Source organism: Corynebacterium sp. HMSC056E09, assembly GCF_001813425.1.
Classification (GTDB): domain Bacteria; phylum Actinomycetota; class Actinomycetes; order Mycobacteriales; family Mycobacteriaceae; genus Corynebacterium; species Corynebacterium hesseae.
In genome coordinates, this window is sequence record NZ_KV812511.1 from 116345 (window position 1) to 133933 (window position 17589).

The 17589-nt window shown below is 61.2% G+C and carries 18 protein-coding genes; 6 read left to right on the top strand and 12 right to left on the bottom strand.

The window, feature by feature from the left end; translation table 11 throughout:
- Window positions 1–149 precede the first annotated feature (149 nt).
- The 6 genes from HMPREF2912_RS08850 to rsmI all read right to left on the bottom strand — a co-directional run bounded on the left by HMPREF2912_RS08850 (window position 150) and on the right by rsmI (window position 6921).
- Window positions 150–410: a HigA family addiction module antitoxin gene (locus tag HMPREF2912_RS08850; RefSeq protein WP_070520778.1), complete on the bottom strand. Its 261-nt coding sequence runs from the start codon at window positions 408–410 to the stop codon at window positions 150–152.
- A gap of 34 nt (window positions 411–444) precedes the next feature.
- Window positions 445–726 (bottom strand): type II toxin-antitoxin system RelE/ParE family toxin, encoded by a 282-nt coding sequence (locus HMPREF2912_RS08855; protein ID WP_070565735.1) that lies wholly within the window; start codon window positions 724–726, stop codon window positions 445–447.
- A 100-nt stretch (window positions 727–826) separates the two neighbouring features.
- On the bottom strand, window positions 827–2020 hold the full coding sequence (locus HMPREF2912_RS08860; RefSeq protein WP_070565733.1) for an MFS transporter: 1194 nt from the start codon (window positions 2018–2020) through the stop codon (window positions 827–829).
- A gap of 4 nt (window positions 2021–2024) precedes the next feature.
- Window positions 2025–3857 carry a methionine--tRNA ligase gene (gene metG, locus HMPREF2912_RS08865; RefSeq protein ID WP_070565731.1) on the bottom strand — a complete coding sequence of 611 codons (1833 nt, stop codon included), beginning with the start codon at window positions 3855–3857 and terminating at the stop codon, window positions 2025–2027.
- Between the two features lie 77 nt (window positions 3858–3934).
- A complete protein-coding gene (locus HMPREF2912_RS08870; RefSeq protein WP_070683862.1) occupies window positions 3935–5776 on the bottom strand; it encodes a BCCT family transporter in 1842 nt (613 codons plus the stop codon).
- A gap of 296 nt (window positions 5777–6072) precedes the next feature.
- Window positions 6073–6921 carry a 16S rRNA (cytidine(1402)-2'-O)-methyltransferase gene (gene rsmI / locus HMPREF2912_RS08875; protein ID WP_070597491.1) on the bottom strand — a complete coding sequence of 283 codons (849 nt, stop codon included), beginning with the start codon at window positions 6919–6921 and terminating at the stop codon, window positions 6073–6075.
- Window positions 6922–6959: 38 nt separating this feature from the next.
- On the opposite strand from rsmI, the gene HMPREF2912_RS08880 reads away from it, so the two are divergent.
- Window positions 6960–8573, top strand: a complete 1614-nt coding sequence (locus tag HMPREF2912_RS08880) for a dolichyl-phosphate-mannose--protein mannosyltransferase (protein ID WP_369816039.1) — start codon at window positions 6960–6962, stop codon at window positions 8571–8573.
- Here HMPREF2912_RS08880 and HMPREF2912_RS08885 read toward each other — a convergent pair.
- Window positions 8570–9259, bottom strand: coding sequence for a zf-HC2 domain-containing protein (locus HMPREF2912_RS08885; protein WP_070520764.1), 690 nt, complete (start codon window positions 9257–9259; stop codon window positions 8570–8572). The genes HMPREF2912_RS08880 and HMPREF2912_RS08885 overlap by 4 nt on opposite strands.
- Window positions 9246–9659, bottom strand: coding sequence for a DoxX family protein (locus tag HMPREF2912_RS08890; protein ID WP_070520761.1), 414 nt, complete (start codon window positions 9657–9659; stop codon window positions 9246–9248). Before HMPREF2912_RS08890 ends, HMPREF2912_RS08885 begins: the two co-directional genes overlap by 14 nt.
- A 55-nt stretch (window positions 9660–9714) precedes the next feature.
- Here HMPREF2912_RS08890 and HMPREF2912_RS08895 point away from each other — a divergent pair, with 55 nt between their 5' ends.
- A complete protein-coding gene (locus HMPREF2912_RS08895) occupies window positions 9715–10251 on the top strand; it encodes a methylated-DNA--[protein]-cysteine S-methyltransferase (RefSeq protein ID WP_070531669.1) in 537 nt (178 codons plus the stop codon).
- A gap of 41 nt (window positions 10252–10292) precedes the next feature.
- Window positions 10293–10910 (top strand): DNA-3-methyladenine glycosylase I, encoded by a 618-nt coding sequence (locus HMPREF2912_RS08900; RefSeq protein WP_083299262.1) that lies wholly within the window; start codon window positions 10293–10295, stop codon window positions 10908–10910.
- Between the two features lie 19 nt (window positions 10911–10929).
- On the opposite strand, the gene glpR is transcribed toward HMPREF2912_RS08900, so the two are convergent.
- From glpR to HMPREF2912_RS08920, 4 genes are all read right to left on the bottom strand, one after another.
- Complete coding sequence (gene glpR / locus HMPREF2912_RS08905; protein ID WP_338025100.1) at window positions 10930–12159, bottom strand: divisome protein SepX/GlpR; 1230 nt, start codon at window positions 12157–12159, stop codon at window positions 10930–10932.
- A gap of 160 nt (window positions 12160–12319) precedes the next feature.
- A complete protein-coding gene (locus HMPREF2912_RS08910) occupies window positions 12320–13036 on the bottom strand; it encodes a GNAT family N-acetyltransferase (RefSeq protein WP_070683864.1) in 717 nt (238 codons plus the stop codon).
- Between the two features lie 18 nt (window positions 13037–13054).
- A complete protein-coding gene (gene glp / locus HMPREF2912_RS08915) occupies window positions 13055–14347 on the bottom strand; it encodes a molybdotransferase-like divisome protein Glp (protein ID WP_070520746.1) in 1293 nt (430 codons plus the stop codon).
- Window positions 14348–14435: 88 nt separating this feature from the next.
- Window positions 14436–15365 carry a UTP--glucose-1-phosphate uridylyltransferase gene (locus HMPREF2912_RS08920; RefSeq protein WP_070520743.1) on the bottom strand — a complete coding sequence of 310 codons (930 nt, stop codon included), beginning with the start codon at window positions 15363–15365 and terminating at the stop codon, window positions 14436–14438.
- Between the two features lie 70 nt (window positions 15366–15435).
- On the opposite strand from HMPREF2912_RS08920, the gene HMPREF2912_RS08925 reads away from it, so the two are divergent.
- The 3 genes from HMPREF2912_RS08925 (at window position 15436) to mscL (ending at window position 17505) form a co-directional block, all read left to right on the top strand.
- Window positions 15436–16002, top strand: coding sequence for a 5-formyltetrahydrofolate cyclo-ligase (locus HMPREF2912_RS08925; RefSeq protein WP_070531661.1), 567 nt, complete (start codon window positions 15436–15438; stop codon window positions 16000–16002).
- 55 nt (window positions 16003–16057) lie between these two features.
- Window positions 16058–16702 (top strand): SAF domain-containing protein, encoded by a 645-nt coding sequence (locus HMPREF2912_RS08930; protein ID WP_070531660.1) that lies wholly within the window; start codon window positions 16058–16060, stop codon window positions 16700–16702.
- Between the two features lie 374 nt (window positions 16703–17076).
- Entirely contained in the window at window positions 17077–17505 is a 429-nt protein-coding gene (gene mscL, locus HMPREF2912_RS08935; protein WP_070520733.1) for a large conductance mechanosensitive channel protein MscL, read from the top strand.
- The last annotated feature ends 84 nt before the right edge of the window (window positions 17506–17589 follow it).

A 17589-nucleotide genomic window follows, 5' to 3' on the forward strand; every position in this document is an offset into this window, starting at 1 on the left:
ACTGCCCTACGCCCCACCTCAGTGACGGCACTGCCATTGTTGCCAAAGATCTGGCCAGATCCTGAGACGAAGCGGGAAACTTTGGCAACAACGGCAGTTTCAACCCAAGAGACTCACACTGTGCTGCTCAGTCACTCCCCGCGCACAAGTTAAGCCGACGCTGCCTGAAGCGGCACAATATCGTCCAACTCAGCAAGAATTTTGTCTTCCGCGACATCCAAATCGTAGTGAGTCTGCAGTCCCAGCCAGAACTGTGGGGACATTCCAAAATATTTAGCCAAACGAAGAGCCGTATCGGCGGTAATAGCCCGCTTTCCGTGGACGATTTCGTTAATACGTCGAGGCGGGACCCCTATCGAAACAGCGAGTTTGTGTTGGGTAATCCCCATGTCCTTGAGAAAGTCCTCCATAAGGATTTCACCTGGGTGTACTGGGGGGAGCTTGTTAGTGGTAGTCAACGATCTCAACCTCCTCTGGCCCTAAAGCGGTCCACCGGAAGCAGATCCGCCATTGGTCATTGATACGAATACTGTATTGACCCCGCCGATCGCCCTTCAAAGCTTCGAGCCTATTTCCTGGAGGAATCCGAAGCTCATCGAGCCTCTGAACGTAGCCCAATTGCCTCAGCTTGCGAAGAGCTACCGAGTGAATACGTGAATCAATCGAGAGCACCCGCTCTCGATTCCATAGACGCTCAGTGGCCCTATCCGCGAACGACTGAATCATAAACGCACCATACCCCCCATAACGCGACGCGTCAATAACGCGAGACGTTAACTCTAACTAACGCTGTAACACAAAAGCTACCGCAACTGGCGAGGACCTGCTAGGCAGCGAGCTCGTCGTCAATGTAGACACGCGTCGTCGCACGCAGGCCCGCGACCAGCATGCAGAAACAGAGCACCATGAGACCAATGAGCACAGCGGTCCAATCCCCGGTGGCCCCGCGCACCACTCCCACGGACAACGGTACGAGGCCCGCCAAGACGTAGCCGCCCGGCTGAACGAAGCCGGAGAGCCGCGCCGTGGTGAGCGCGGTGCGCGTGCGGGCAGTGAGCAGAGCAAGCGCCAATGGGAAGCACATACCGCCGATCCCCATCAACGAGGCCCAGGCCAGCGGGGCGGCGTCGGCAGCCACGAGCACTCCACCCCACCCGGCACACGTGCACAAAGAAAGCACCACGGGAACGGGAGTCAGGCGGTTAAGACGCGAGATGAGCCACGGCATGACTACGCCGCCGAGAATATTGAAGACTCCGATGACGGCCAGCGCCACGCTGGCGGTGTTCTCACTCACGCCTTTTTCTACCAGCATGCGCGGCAGCCAGCCCATCTGGACATAGGCCATGGTGGACTGCAATCCGAAGAAAAAGAGCATGGCCACCGCAGTGGGTGAGGTGAACATGGGGCGTTGCACTTCCGCGCCATCAACCGTGCCGTGGGCGACGTCCTTGCCGGCCTTGGGTAGGACCACTATCCAAGCCGCCAGCTGGGCGATGGCGGGCAGGCACCAAATCCACAACGCACCTTGCCACGATTTTTGTGTCACCGCGGACAATGGGCCGAGTGCACTGGAAACGCCCAACATCGTGGTGTAGGTGGTCATCAGCGCCACCAACGTGCGGCCCGACCCATGCTGCTTGATCCATGCAGGAAGCAGCACATTTGCTAGCGCGATGCCGGCAACAACGCACAGGGTAAGCACGACGAAAAGCGGAAAGCTACCTACCCATGGACGCAGGCCGAGCCCCACAACCAAGGCCACCGTGCCGCCGGCCAAGGTACGGCTTAGGCCCACACGGCGCGCGATGGGAACCGCCGCCAACCCCATGGCGGCAAAACACAGCCCCGGCAGCGCGGTCAACAAACCTGCCTGCCCAGAGCTGATTCCAAAAAAGTCTTGGATCTGCCCCAGCACCGGTGCCACCGAAGCAATACCCGAACGCAGGTTCAGCGCGGTGAGGCAAACAACGGAAAAGAGCAGGAAGGGCGCAAGCGAGCGCCGAAACGCCGAGCCCACGCCTTTACTTCTGAACCGGGGCCCACTCCGGGCCGGTCTCACCGAGCTCTGGGGCAAGTTTAGCCACCAGCGGCTTCGGCTTCTGCAGCGCGGTCCCCGGGGTTATGTCGAATCGCTTCCACGCGGCCTGCTGCGCGGAGTAGTCACCCGTGATGATCGGGTACGGGTGATTCTCCGGCGGAAGGTTTACGCCAACAAGTTCAACCGGCATGTCATCCGCCACTTCCTCGATGCGCGGCTGTGCGGCCCACACTCCCTCGCGGCCCAGGGTCTCGTGCACCTTTTGGGCGGTAAAGGGCAGGAACGGGGTCAGCATCACGTTGCAATCGGAGACCACCTGCAGCGCGGTCCACAACACCGTGGCCAGCCGCTCACGTTGGGTCTCATCCTTGGCCAGCTTCCACGGCTCCATAGCAGCGATGTAGGCATTGGCCTCACCCACGACGTGCATGATGGCGGTCATGGCTTGCTTAAACTTGGACTGCTCGAGGAAGCCCGCGGCGGTGGCAAAGGTTTCCTCTGCAAGCGACAAGATGTCCTTATCTGCCTGCTCCAGCGCGGCCGGTGCCGGCACCTCACCGAAGTTCTTGTGCGCCATCGACACGGTGCGGTTAACCAGGTTGCCCCAGCCGTTGGCGAGCTCGTTGTTAATGCGGCGCACGAACTCATCCCAGGTGAAGTCGGTGTCGTTGTTTTCCGGACCGGCAACGGCAATGAAGTAGCGCAGCGCGTCAGGACCGAACTCCTCAAGGAAGTCCTTGACGTAGATAACGACGCCCTTGGAAGAGGAGAACTTGGACCCAGACATGGTCAGGTACTCCGAAGACACGATTTCCGTCGGCAGGTTGAGCTCACCATAGGTGTGCAGCTCACCGCCCTTGGAGCCCTTACCCGCATAGCCCAAGAGCTCCGCTGGCCAGATCTGGGAGTGGAAGGTGATGTTGTCCTTGCCCTGGAAGTAGTAGTGGCGCGCCTGCGGGTTCTGCCAGTAATCCTTCCACGCGTCCGGGTTGCCGGTGCGGTGTGCCCACTCGATGGAAGAAGACAGGTAACCAATGACCGCGTCGAACCACACATAGAGCTTCTTCGCACCATTGTCCTCCCAGCCCTCGACTGGAATGGGAATTCCCCAGTCGATGTCTCGGGTCATGGTGCGCGGGCGCATGTCCTCCAGCAGGTTGAGGGAGAACTTGAGAACGTTGGGGCGCCAATCCTCACGAGTCTTCAACCACTCTTCGAGGACCTCCTTGACCGCAGGCAGATCCAGCAGGAAGTGCTCGGTGTCAATAAACTCCGGAGTCTCGCCGTTGATCTTGGATACTGGGTTAATCAGGTCCACCGGATCGAGCTGGTTACCGCAGTTATCGCACTGGTCACCGCGCGCGCCATCGGCGCCACACAACGGGCAGGTGCCCTCAATGTACCGGTCCGGCAAAGTGCGGCCAGTGGACGGCGAGATCGCACCCTGGGTGGTCTCCTTAATCATGTAGCCGTTCTCGTAGAGTCCCTTGAACAGCTCCTGCACCACCGCGTAGTGGTTGCGCGTCGTGGTGCGGGTAAAGAGGTCATAAGACAGGCCGAGCCCAGCCAGGTCGGTGACGATCTGGCGGTTGTAGCGATCCGCCAACTCACGCACCGTCACGCCTTCCTTGTCCGCCTGAACCAGCAGCGGGGTGCCGTGTTCATCGGTACCAGAAACCATGAGGACGTCGTTGCCACGCATTCGCTGGAAACGGGCGAACACGTCGGAAGGAACACCGAAGCCCGCCACGTGTCCGATGTGGCGGGGTCCGTTGGCATAGGGCCAAGCAACATTAACGACAACTGTCTCAGTCATGGCCTCTACTCTATCGAACACCCCCTCACCGGCAATGCAGTGAGGGGGTGCAGAGGAGAAAAGCTCGCGCGCCAGAACTAGTTCTTGTGGCTGTGCTGGCGACGGCGGGCCTTGAAGGCCTGTTCGCGCTGGAATTCGCGGTGCAGGCGACGCTCACGCGCCATCTTGCGCTGGAAGGCCTGGGATTCGCGGTACTCGCGGTAAATCACGTCATTGCGCAAGTCCTTGAAGATAGCGAACATGAGCCCGACAAGGATGAAGAGGAATGGCAGTGCTGCCACGATGGTGACATTCTGCAGGTTCGACAGGGAATCCTCGCTCGACAGCAGCAGGGTCAGGCCGACGGCTGCAGTGAGCACACCCCATGCCGCGGATAGCCACGGCTTAGCGGTGGTTGCACCGGACTGGGACATCGAGCCCATGACTGTCGACGCCGAGTCGGCCGACGTGATGAAGAACGTGGCCAGCAGCAGGGCGGCAACGATGCCCGCAACGAAACCACCAGGCAGGTTCTGCAGGAGGTTGAACAGTTCTTGCTCAGCAGAGTCGCCAGAGATGGAGTTGCCGTTTTGCTCCATGTGGATAGCCGTACCACCGAAGATGGCGAACCATACGGTGGAGACACCGGCGGGAACCAAGAGCACACCAATGCAGAATTCGCGGACAGAACGGCCGCGGGAAATGCGCGCAAGGAACATGCCAACAAACGGCGACCAGGAAACCCACCAAGCCCAGTAGAAGATTGTCCACGTCGACAACCATTCGCCAGCGGTTCCATTGTCGGACTCAGCGGTACGAGCGATCATCTCGGTGAAGTTCGCCAGGTAGTTACCGATGGAGCCCGGAATCTGGTTCAGAATCGACACCGTCGGGCCAAAGATGAACACGAAGATGGCCAGCAGAGCTGCCAGGACCATGTTGGCGTTAGAGAGGTACTGAATGCCTTTGCCCACACCAGACATGGCAGACAAGATAAAGGCCAAGGTCAGTACCACAACGATGCCAATCACGACGCTTTGCGTGGGGTTCTCAATAATTCCGGACGCTTCCAGGCCCGCCTGGATCTGCATAGCGCCTAGACCCAACGAGCAAGCAGTGCCGAAGACAGTGGCAAAGATGGCCAAGATATCAATGATCTTGCCCACGGCGCCGTCGGCAGCACGCTGGCCGATGAGCGGCACAAAGGCCTGGCTCAACAGCTGCTTACGGCCGATACGGAAGGTGGAGTAAGCGATGGCGAGGCCAACGACGGCATAAACCGCCCACGGGTGCAGAGTCCAGTGGAACATGGCCGTAGCCATTGAGGTTCCTACCTCGTGCTCACCATGTCCGGGAACTCCGTTCTTAAAATAGTTGAGCGGCTCGGAAGCACCGTAGAACATCAGGCCGATGCCCATGCCAGCCGCGAACATCATCGCAATCCACGAGACCGTGGAGAATTCCGGCTCTTCGTTGATCTTGCCCAAACGAATGGTGCCGAACTTAGAGGCCGCGATGCAGATGACAAAAATAACGAAGATGGTGCCGAAGAGCACATAAGCCCAGCCAAAGTTTGTCACCACAAAGTTGAGAGCGTTGCTGGAGAATGAACCGAAGCTCTCCGGCGCGACCAGTCCCCATGCCACGAAGGCAGCGATGAGGAGGCCCGCGATACCGACGATGCTCCAATCAATCGGTGAGTCGATGCCACCGGGCCCAAATTTGTCGTCCTCTTCTGCTTCTACGGGCAAAGCTGCAGCCGAAGGATCAAACTCCTTATTGGTGAGCATGTCCTGAAGCTGGCTCGTAGCTGACGTCGCCTCTAGGCGCTCGTCGACAGTGCGGTAATCATCCGACGCGGCCGGCGAGCTTTGTTCTTGGGAGGCGGCCGAAGACACCCCCGTGTCCTTCACATTGTCTGTATTGGTCGAGTCTGTCATACCTTCAAACCATGGTGCTGTCCCATCAACTAGTCAAACCATAGCGCTCATAAAAAAGCTGCACAGCGGGCCTATTTCACAGCCACAGTGCTCGGAAGGCGGGCAGTTTCCTCCATGTACTTCCCCACACAGTGCACACCCTTCAGCACCATCCTGTATGCCAACTGTGCAGCGTGTCCATACAATCCGGCTCTGTCTCCAGCTACCGCCCAGGCTCCCTCAACCTTTCTGCGAATAACGATGCCATAACGATTGCCCGAAAAGAGACGGTCATCACCAGAAACCTGAGGTGGTGCTCAGCCGCGCGCAGCAAGGTAAGCGTCATAGAGCTCACGGTTGGACCATGCCGTTCCCGCCGCCGCCTTCTTGCACGCATCCTTGGCACGCACACCCCGCTCTACTTCTGCGCGGACCTGCTCAACAAGGGTCTCCATCGACACGGGTGCGGCCTCACCGCCCTCGATTACTACGGTGATTTCGCCCCGCGCATTCTCTTCAGCCCACTCCGCGAGCTCGCCTAGGCAGCCTCGCTTAATCTCCTCGTAGGTCTTCGTCAGCTCCCGGCACACAGCGGCGCGACGGTCGGCGCCGAGGATCGCGGAGGCGTCGCCAAGCGTCTGCGCCAAACGGTGCGGGGACTCGAAGAACGCAATCGCGCGCTGCTCCCCCACCAAGGACTCCAGCCACGCCTTGCGCGGCCCGGGCTTGCGCGGCGGGAAGGCATCGAAGAGAAAATGCCCCACTCCCAAACCAGACAGCGCAAGAGCCGTCGGCACCGCCGAGGGTCCTGGGAAGCAGGTCACGGGCACGTCTGCTTCCACTGCTGCGGTGACGATGGAGTGCCCAGGATCAGACACTAGGGGCATACCGGCGTCGGACACCACGAGCACTGTCCCGGTCCGGGCGGCGGCGACGAGAGCGCGCGAACGCTCCTCTTCGTTGTGGTCGAAATTGGACACCACCCTGCCGCGGATCTCCACCCCTAATGCCTGGGCCAGATTGCGAACGCGACGGGTATCTTCCGCGGCAATGACATCTGCGTGACCCAAAGCTTGCATCAAGCGGGCTGAAGCGTCACCGGGATTTCCCAGCGGCGTGGCGGCAAGGATGACCCCACGCGGCAAGGGTTCAAGCTGAAGACTCATACTCCCCAGCATGGCACACGCACGCTAGACTCATCCGAGTGAGTATCGCAACCCCTACCGATCGATCTGGCCGCATCAAGCGCCCGCGTCCGTCTATCGCACGCGGCGCCCATACCCGGCCAGCGCCTCCTGCTCCCCGGCCCTATGTCTGGACAACGGCTGACACGATCAGCACCGTGATCATCGCGGCGCTGGCTTTCCTCACGCGCTTCATTGGCCTGACCTCCCCGGTCTCCGAAGGCACGCCCGTCTTCGATGAGAAGCACTACGTGCCGCAGGCCTGGGACATGGTTACCAGCTGGCATAACCTTTTTATCGGCGGTATTGAGTCCAATCCGGGCTATGGCCTTGTCGTCCACCCGCCGCTGGCCAAACAGATTGTTGCGATTTCGGAGGCTCTCTTCGGCTATACCCCATTGGGATGGCGCTGCATGGCCGCGCTTTTTGGCGTGGGCACGGTCCTGCTGACAATGGCGCTGGCTCGCCGATTGTCCGGTTCATGGCAGGTTGGATTCCTGGCCGGTCTCCTCGCAGTGTGCGATGGTGTGCTTCTCGTTGCCTCCAAGTTTGGCATGCTGGACATCTTCCAAGTCTTCTTCGTCGTTGCCGCCGCATGGGCCTTGGCGCGCGACCACCAGCAGATGCGCGAGCGCCTCCACGCCGCTTTCTTTTCGGGCACTATGGGTGATTCCGACTTCGGTCCTCGTTTTGGTTTCCGGTGGTGGCGCTTTGCAGCCGGTGTCTTCCTGGGGCTAACACTTTCTGTGAAGTGGTCGGGCCTGTATTACATCATGTTCTTCGGCCTCATGAGCGTCTTCTCGGACCTCGCGCTGCGCCGTCTTTATGGCGTGCGCCGCTACATCGTGGGCACGCTGGTACGCGATACGCCCGCGGCCCTCGCCTCCATCGTCGCGGTTCCTGTAGCGCTCTACGCGTGGTCATGGCGCGCTTGGTTCGCCGATGAAACCGCCGTCTACCGCCACGCCAAGGTGGACGGCACTATCGAAGAAGGGTCCTGGCTGCTCAACCTCCCCGAGCCCCTCGCCGGCTGGTTCTACTACCACTCCTCCGTGCTGGAATTCCACGCCTCCTTGACCACTTCAGGCGGCCACAGCCACCCCTGGGATTCCAAGCCGTGGGCCTGGCTGGTGGCCGCGCGCCCCATCCTCTACTACTCCTCCACTGACATTTCCTGTGGCGACGGCGGATCCTGCCGCAAGATGCTGTACCTGTTTGGCACCCCGGCCATTTGGTGGCTGGTCATTCCAGCGGTGCTGTGGGGACTGTGGTCCTTGCTCGTGCGCCGCAACCGCGCCTTCCTCATTCCGCTCGTGGGCGCCGCGGCGGGTTTCCTACCCTGGCTAGCGGTCTTCGACCGCCAGATGTACTTCTTTTATGCCACGGCGTTTATCCCGTTCATCATCGTGCTCATCGCGTTGGCCTTGGGCCAAATGATCGGGCGCGGCCGCAAACTGGAATGGCACTGGCTCACAAGGCTCTTCGGTTCCGCGATGCCGCTGGGCACCTTCATCACGGTGTGCTACGCCGCACTCGTTGTCGCGATGTTTGCCTACTTCTCCCCGATTCTCTACGGCTACATGATCCCGGATTCTTGGTACAACTCCATCATGTGGCTGCCGTCGTGGACCTAACGCGGGCTAGCAGATAGCGTCCGATAAACGTCCCGCAGCAGGAACCCCCGGTCCGCCGCCCAAGCCCAGCCCAGGCAGGCGGTGGCGAGCCCGGTGCCGATGAGGATATAAAGCTGCCCCGCGGCGACGCTGCCCAGGGCAAAATCGCGCATGGTAAAGCCGCACAGGAACGCGAACATTGTGCACGCCACCGGCAGCAATCCGGGCGCTGAGGCAGGGCGCCATGCAGCAAAACCCAAACCGCTGGCAAGGCCGAAGCGCAGTGCTGCGGCCTCGATCAACAGGCGCGCGCGCTCCGGGTCAGCGCCTTCTGCAAGGGTCCCTTCGCTCTCCAGGGTGGTCAAACCCGAAGCACTGACGACGACCACAATCGCCCACACAAGAAATGCCACGGACAGCACACCGAGGGCTACTCGCGCCAACGACAGCGAAGCCTGCCGGGTGCTCGAAGCTCGCTGCCATTCTGGCTCCACGCCAGCGAGGATTACCTCGGATAGATCCTGCGGCGGTGCTCCATCCGGTTCCACAAGGCTCAACGACCGGGATAGAGCCGCTGCCTTGTCCCGGAAGGCCGCACAGTCTGGGCAGCTGGAAACGTGTGCCTCGATGACGTCAGGCGACAGCTGCGGGGCTTCCCCGTCTAACTGCGCGGAAATCGCTGCCTGCACTTGCTCATGCGTCAGCACGGCTCAGCACTCCATCCACGCTCGCCCGGCCGGAACCGAAGACCACGATCATGAGCAATGACACGATGAGAACCAGCGGGTACTCGATGCCGCCATCGGCCGCGAAGAGACCGTTACCGATGTGCACGAAATACAATGCGCACGCCATGAGCAGCGCTAAAGCCCCCGCAACAAAGGTCGTGAGAAGGCCTACCACCAGGGCCGCCCCGCCCAGCATTTCCGCGAAGGCAGCCAAGTATGCCGAGGTCTGCGGCTGTGGGACCCCCATGGCGGAGAACTGCCCGGTAATTTCGTCCATCCCGCTAAAGAACATCTTGTCCACGCCGTGCGCCACGAAGATTACTCCCAGCACCGCGCGGAAGATGAGGAGCGCGGCATCGCGTACGGCGGGTCTATTCATGGTTCATAGACTACCCTGGATAGCCACCTCCCTCCGAAAGGACTCCCCACCCAGCATGCTTACGTGGACCACTACGAACACGCCTCTAGGTTGCCTCACCCTCGTGGGATCTGCGCGAGGTTTATCTCATGTGTATTTCGACGGCGAATCTCCGGATCTTAGAAGCATGCAACGCCTCACGGATGTCACCGAACCTGGCTCTGCGGGCGCGGTGCTTGTCGACGCCTCTCAACAAATTGCCGAGTATTTTGCCGGCACGCGGAGGGATTTTGAGCTGCTTCTCGCCGTGCCTGAGTCCCCGCGCACCTTCCGGGATCGGGCGCAGCGTGCTCTGCGCGATATCCCATTCGGGGAACGTTGGACCTATTCGACTCTTGCCACCGCCGCCGGTAGCGCGCAGGCCGCACGTGCCGCGGGGAGCGCCTGTGCCACCAACCCGCTTCCTATTGTGGTGCCGTGTCACCGCGTCGTACCGGCTGGCGGCGGTGTGGGTTCCTATCGCGGAGGCGCAGCCGCGAAGCAGATGCTTCTGGACCACGAGGCCGCGTGCTGCGGCACTAATCCGCAGAGAGCCCTTGGCAACCACGGGTAGCCCTGGGGAACCGATGAATAACTTCTGCAGTCTAAAAAGGCATGACTAGTACACAGATGGCAAACGATACGAGACTTGTTTTTGACTCCGCGGGGCTCGGCCGCCCTGCTTGGGCAATGACCTCCCCACTCCTCAAGGAGTACTACGACACCGAATGGGGTATGCCCATCCATGAGGAATCCGCACTGCTAGAGCGCCTCTGTTTGGAGGGCTTCCAGGCTGGGCTGAGCTGGGAGATCGTTCTGCGCAAACGCGAAGCCTTCCGCGCCGCTTTCGTGGGGTTTGATGCTGACCTTCTGGCAAGCTTCGGCGAGGAGGAAGTGGAGCGCCTGATGAATAATCCTGGAATCATCCGGAACCGCCTCAAGATCAATGCGGTACTCGCCAACGCGAAGGCCACGGTGGCCTTAAGAGAGCAGGGCGGACTCGATGAGTTCATCTGGAGCTTCTTGCCGGAAGAGACCATCGCACCGGAGCGCGAAGAAGACATCCCTAAATACACACAAGAAGCCTTGGACATGTCCAAGGCTTTAAAGAAGGCCGGGTTCAAGTTTGTCGGCCCAGTAACGTGCTTCTCACTCATGGAGGCCATCGGCATGGTCGATGCCCACCTCGTGGGCTCGCACCGTCGCGGTACATCCGGTGTGTGGCCGGCCTAGCGCTCAGCCAACACAGCGCTTAGCCAACTCGACGCTCCGCCAAATCATCACGCCGTTGACGCGGGGTGGGATGAGGACCGTCAAACCCACCGTCGGAATCATCCTCCGAGTACACCGGAAGGTAGTCAAAGTCCGGGCTTTCATCATCGATTTCCAGGATGAGCGCGCCCGGGCGGCGCAGCTTCGGCGGAAGCGACTCGGCGGGGTTCTCCGCGTTCCGCACTCCCAGGCGGGCGCGGCGTAGGTGGTAAATGCGGCGCCGCAACAACTCCCGTTCACGGCGTACCTGGGCGCGCAGCGCAACCAGGTAAACCGTGGTCATAACACCAGCGATAGCCGCCAGCCACCACGTCCATCCACCCACGACGATGCCGAGGCATACCGTAGCTACCACTGCTACCGCCAATCCGATAAGCGTACGCTGACGGCGCTGGTAACGCGTGGCAGAAGCTTCCTTCTCCTTCACCGGATCCCATCCGCCGCGGCCAAGGCGGCGCTGTGCGAAGGCGAGCTCGTCCTCAGACAGCTCGGTATCGCTGCTGCCGGCCTCAGAGTCCTCGGCGTTCAGCTCCGCGGCATCAGCACTCTCGATTTCCGCCGCCGTGGATTCTTCCGCGTCGGGAGCATCATCGGCCCCATCTGAATCCTCGGCGTTGGGCGTCGTCGGCGCCTCCTCCACAGCGTCAATAGCACCCGGGTACATCAAATCGACCGGAGAAGTGTAGGCGTCATCGAAGTCATAAGCATCCTCCGCCACCTCAGCATTTGCTGGGGCTGTAAACACTTCAGCAGCATCTGCTTCAACGTCCTTGGTGTCCTGTCCTGCTTCCTGCTCGGCCTCGGCGACGTGGGCGGGCTCCGCTTCGAGCTCGAAGTCCTCTTCAACGGCGTCTTCCTCAACAACCTCGCCGTCAATCGTCTCCGCGACGTCCGAAGTAGCTTGGTCAGAGGTAGCGGTTTCAGCGCGGGAGGACTGCGAATCCTCGCTTACGCCTTCGGCCTCCACCAGCTCGTACTCCGCTTCGTCCGCTGCAGCCCCCGTTCCTGCCTGGGCGCGCGGGCGGATATCTTCCTTGCCCAGGCGCGGCTTGCGACGGCCCGGCACAGAGCCGGAATCACCTTCGAAGAGCACGCGGGTCTCTTCAAAGGCCTCACCCGTGTGGCTCATCGGACGCTGCGAACGCAAAAGCAACGGGGCGAGGATGAAGAGCCACAACACGATTACGAGAATGATCGGCACGGCAGTCATCATGCGGCTGTGTCCCACTTTCAGGGGTCGACGAAAAGGGAATATAACTAGGCCCCTACTCTAGCCGCCCACACCGGCTCCATGGGCATCAACGAGCCCATAAATTACAAGGTTGTTACTTAAGTGAAAACAGAGGTAGTTGAACTAATCCAAGCGCGATCTAGAGACCGAGGATCCGCCCCGCCGCGTGCAGGCGCTCCACCGCGCTCGAGGCAAAATCCTCACGATTGAGCGCCAAGAAGTGGTGGTCCCGCCATGCGCCGTCAATGTGTAAGTTGCGGCGCAGAAATCCCTCATCCCGAAAGCCATTGTTGTGTAGCACCTTGCCCGAAGCAGGGTTCTCCGGCAGGTAGGTGGCGGTGACTCTGTGCAGCCCCACGCGGTAAAAAGCGTGGTCCACGCCGAGGGCGCACGCAACGGTGGCCACGCCTGCGCCGTGTACCCCGGAATGGACCCAATAGCCGATCCAGCATTCACTAACCCCTCCGTGCTGAATATTTCCCAGGGTCAATTGGCCTCGAAATTGCCCATCGACGTCAATGACGAGCGGCACCACCGTTCCAGCGCGGGCAGAATCGCGCAAAAACATCAGGTGATTCCACCACGCAGACTGCGAATGCGCCGCATCCCACGACGTCGGCAGCGTAGGTTCCACGGGTTTAAGAAAATCCCGATCCTCTATGCGCTGCTGCCGCCACGCCTCGCCATCCCGACGCAACAGCGGGCGCAGGCGTACCGTCGCTCCGTGCGGGAAAACGCTGGAGCCTCGCAGCCGCACAGCAGGGGTCGCCTCAGGCCACCCCGGATGCTCGGGGTGCGCCTCACCGCTGGCGGGGGTGGAAAACCTCCCTGCGGCAGTACCAAAAGGATCAAGCATGGCGTGCGTAGCTGCCGGCTAGCTTCGTTGGGTCAGGAAGAGGACGTCGACCACATCTCCCGGGCGGATCTCGGTGACCTCCTCCGGGATGCGAATCATCGCGTTCGCTTCTGACAACCCGGCGAGCAGGTGTGCCGGCGCGCCCGCCGCGCCACCTAGCCCTTCCACGAGGTAATCGGAGGTCTCGGCGTCACGCATCAGCCGGGCACGGATGTATCCGCGACGGCCCGGGCGGGACTCCATGTGGTTGAGCACGCGTGCGCGTACGACGCGACGCTGACCGCTGCGCTTGCCTAGGGACAACCGAATCAGCGGGCGCACAAAAACCTCGAAGATGACGAGCGCAGACACGGGGTTCGAAGGCAACAGGAAGGTGGGGATGCGCTCTTCACCCAACAGACCAAAACCTTGGACCGAACCGGGGTGCATTGCCACACGAGTAGTATCGACATCCCCCAGCTCATCGAGGACTTCGCGGATTTCATCCGCGCCCGCACCACCCACGGCACCGGAAATCACCAACACCTCGCTGCGCGCCAGGTAAGTCTCCAAGGCCTCCCGCACGCGGCGCGGCTCACCGGCAGCAATGCCCACGCGGTGCACGTCCGCGCCGGCCTCCTTCGCGGCCGCTGCGAGTGAGTAAGAGTTCACGTCGAAGACCTGACCCAGGCCGGGCTCACGGTCGACGTCGACAAGCTCCTTGCCGTAAGAGACGATGGTCACGCGCGGGCGTGGGTACGCCAGCACCTTCGAGCGCCCCACCGCCGCGAGCAGGCCAATCTGCGCCGGCCCCAAGACAGTTCCAGAGGACACTGCCACATCGCCGGGTTGGATGTCATCGCCCACGCGGCGCACGAAGTCTCCCGAACGCACTGGCCGGTGTGAGGTCACGCGCTTGCGGCCGCGGTCGGTCCACTCGAGGGGAAGGACGGCGTCGGCAAGCGTGGGCAAAGGCGCGCCCGTATACACCCGCACCGCCTGCTTAGGCTGCAAACGCAAAGGCTGGCGCGAGCCTGCAGGAACCTCCCCCACCACCGGAAGCGAGCGCTCAATCTCAGTCTCCGAAGCAGGAGCATCCGCATCCTCAGCGTCGTGGCGAGTGCGCGCCTTGAGGGCTTTTTCTCCCCCGACGTCCACGGCACGCACGGCGTAGCCATCAATCGCCGCCTGCGGGAAGCCCGGCAGCGGCTGATTAGCCTGCACCTCCTCCGCGCACTTGAGACCCAGCGCATTCGCGATGGCGATGCGTACCGGCTCCGGAGTCATCGCTGCATCAAGAATGAACGCCATCTGGTCATCGACCGAACGCATGTACCGCCTACCTTTGCTCTGGGGTATGTGGGGCCTAAAGGGATGGAAGTTACTGGAGTAGAGCTTAGCGCGCTTGGTGCGTCAAGACTTAGCCCTTCAGCCCGTTTTCTTCTTCGTAATCCTCCACAATCTTCTTAATCGCCTTGTAGAGCGCAGGACCGTATTTCTCATCGCGCAGACCAAAGTCCACGTTGGCTGGGATATAACCGCCCGGGTTGCCAAGGTCGTGACGCTTGCCTTGGTGAACTACGACGTGAACCGGGTGTCCCTCCTTGATGAGGAGCTCGATGGCATCGGTCAACTGCAGCTCTCCACCCTTGCCCGGCTTGATACGGCGAAGCGCATCAAAGATCTTCCTGTCGAGCAGGTAGCGCCCGGTGGCCACAAGGTTGGACGGCGCATCAGCCGGATCCGGCTTCTCCACCATGCCCACAACCTTCTTCACTCCCGGCGCGTCGGTGTCTTCGACGTCGAACACACCGTAGTTAAAGGTCTCCTCGCGCGCGACCTCAAAGGCGCACAGCACGCTGCCGCCTAGAGCTGCGCGAACACGGGCCATCTCCCCCATGACGGTGGCGGGCAGAACAATGTCATCCGGTAGCATGACGGCGAAGAATTCCTCGTCATCCTCGAGCACGGATTCCGCCAAGCCCACCGCGTGGCCCAAGCCCAGCGGCTTTTCCTGCTCCACCGAAATCGGGTGAATCAGCTGGGCGGCGCGCTTGACCTTAGCAACCTGCTCGTCTTTGCCGCGGGCGTCGAGTGTCTCAACCAGATCCGGAAACTCCTCGAAGTGCCGCATCACTTCTTGCTTGTTTGGTGCAGTGATCACCGCGAGGCGCTGAGCACCAACCGAAGCGGCCTCTTCCGCAATAAGCTCGATGCCCGGCGTATCAACGACGGGGAGCAGCTCCTTGGGCACGGTCTTGGTGGCAGGCAGGAAGCGAGTGCCCATGCCAGCAGCGGGGACAACGACCGTAGCGATCCCGGTGTGGGAATCCTCGTGTGCAATAGCCATAAGTTCCACTTTACAATGCACCCACCGCTCTCCTGCGCTGCGCTACGCCGTCACATTATGATTAACAACCATGACGACCTCCCCCAAGGACGCCTTAAGAGCCTCACTCCTTAGCGCCCGCCGCGAACGCACCTCTGAACAGCGAACTGACGACAACGCCGCGTGGTGTGCTGGTGTGAGAGAGCTCCTGACTCCCGCGATGCGCATTGCCGCCTACCACCCACTGGGCACAGAGCCGGGCGGCCCCAGCTTCGTAGATACCGTGGCACAGCTCTGCAAAGAGGTTTACCTGCCTATTTCCGGTGCAGACGGGGAGCTTTTGTGGACGCTATATACCGGCCCACAGGCCATGCGCCCGGGGGCGCTGGGGATTGCGGAGCCCGTCGGCCAGCGCCACAGCAGCGAAATCCTGGCCCAGCTCGATCTCATCCTCGCGCCCGCGATGGCAGTCAGCGAATCAGGCATGCGCTTGGGCAAGGGGGCAGGGTATTACGACCGCGCGCTCACGCCTCTCCCCACTGGGCGCCCGCCTGTCGTCGCCTTGGTGCATTCCAGCGAGATCCGCGATGTCCCCTTCGATGAGCACGACCGTCCAGTCGATGGCGTCCTGACCGAGCGCGGGTTGCGCTGGCTTTAATCGCTTTCGGGCCCCGCCCGGGAACCACGCGGCGCCACGCGCAGTCTAAGAAGGTATGGATTTTCTACATGTTCTGCGCACCCCGGGACATCGCCGCAGCGTGTTCCTGCGCCGCGTTATCGCAGCTGTCCTGCTCGTGACCGCCGCGGCCAGTGCGCTCGCTTCCACGCGTGAGCAGCCCCGCGTCGTGGTCATGGCCCGGGACGTGGCGGCCGGGGAGACGCTAGCGCTTGGCGATGTCTCCGTGGCCCGCGTCCCCTCCTCCGCTCTTCCCGCCACGGCGTTGGGAAATAACCCAGAGGATGCCGTGGGACGCGTGCTGGTAGCGGCCGCGAGCGCTGGCGAAATCTTGACCACAACTCGCCTACTCAGCTCAGATCTCGTCGCAGATTTCGGTATGGACAACGGCCACCTCATCCCGCTTACGCTGGCTGAGCCGGAGATTTCTCGTAATCTCCACCATGGAGATACGGTCAACATCGTCGGCACGGTCGAGGATGGGCCCGACGGTACCGCCCCCGCACGCGGAAAGACTATTGCCCGTGGCGCTCGCGTCGTGTCGGTAGGAACAGGCGGAGATGATGCACGCACACAATCGTTGCTCGTTGCCCTCCCCGCCGAGGCGGCCGAGGACGTCGCTGCCGCTTCCCTTGCGCAACCGCTCACGGTCGTCATCGTGGGCGACCGTGCCCACAATTAAGATGACACTGTGAAGATCGCCGCGTTTGCGCATCAATGGTGCCGCGGGATGTTGCCACCACCAACAATCTCTGCCTAGTATGGGCGCATCCACTCAGGCGCTAATGTTTGTGTGTCTTTCCTGTCTCACAACGTCGTGGCAACGCATGCTGTGAGCGCTCAACAGTGGTCTTTTCTATTCCAGCAATTTCCCCCGATGCTTCTTCCTAAGTAGGCACTCCTACCGCTTCAAGAATCTCGCTCCTTTCGGCCCCTTCCGGCTCATCACGTGCTAGGTACCGCCTCATTGAACAGCGTTGGTTCTCTCACCGCGCGCTGCGCCGCAGCCGCGCACTACCGAAGAAGCATTTACTCCGCAGAAAAGGACATATTCCCATGCTTAAGGGCTTTAAAGATTTCATCTTGCGCGGCAACGTCATCGAGCTGGCCGTGGCCGTCATCATCGGTGCTGCATTCACCGCAATCGTTACCTCCATCACGGACCACCTCATCCAGCCGCTGATCAACTCCTTCGGTTCCCCGGACTTCGGTGGCCTGGGCTTCGCGATTACCGACAATCCCGAGACCTTCCTTGACTTTGGTGCGGTCATCACGGCACTCATCAACTTCCTGATCGTCGCTGCCGTCATCTACTTCGTCATTGTCGCTCCGCTCAATGCCGTCACCGAGCACGCTAAGCGCCGCCAGGGTGTTGACCCGGAGGAGCCGGCTCCGACCGCCGAGCAGCTGCTCGCTGAGATCCGCGACCTGCTCGCTGCTGAGAACGGTGGCACCACCACTGAGAAGCCAGGTTCCAGCTTCTAATTCACAAGCAAAACCTGCAATCCCGCAGAGCCAGCACAATGCTGAAGCTCTGCGGGATTTCCTTATGCGCTCTAGGCCCTCGAC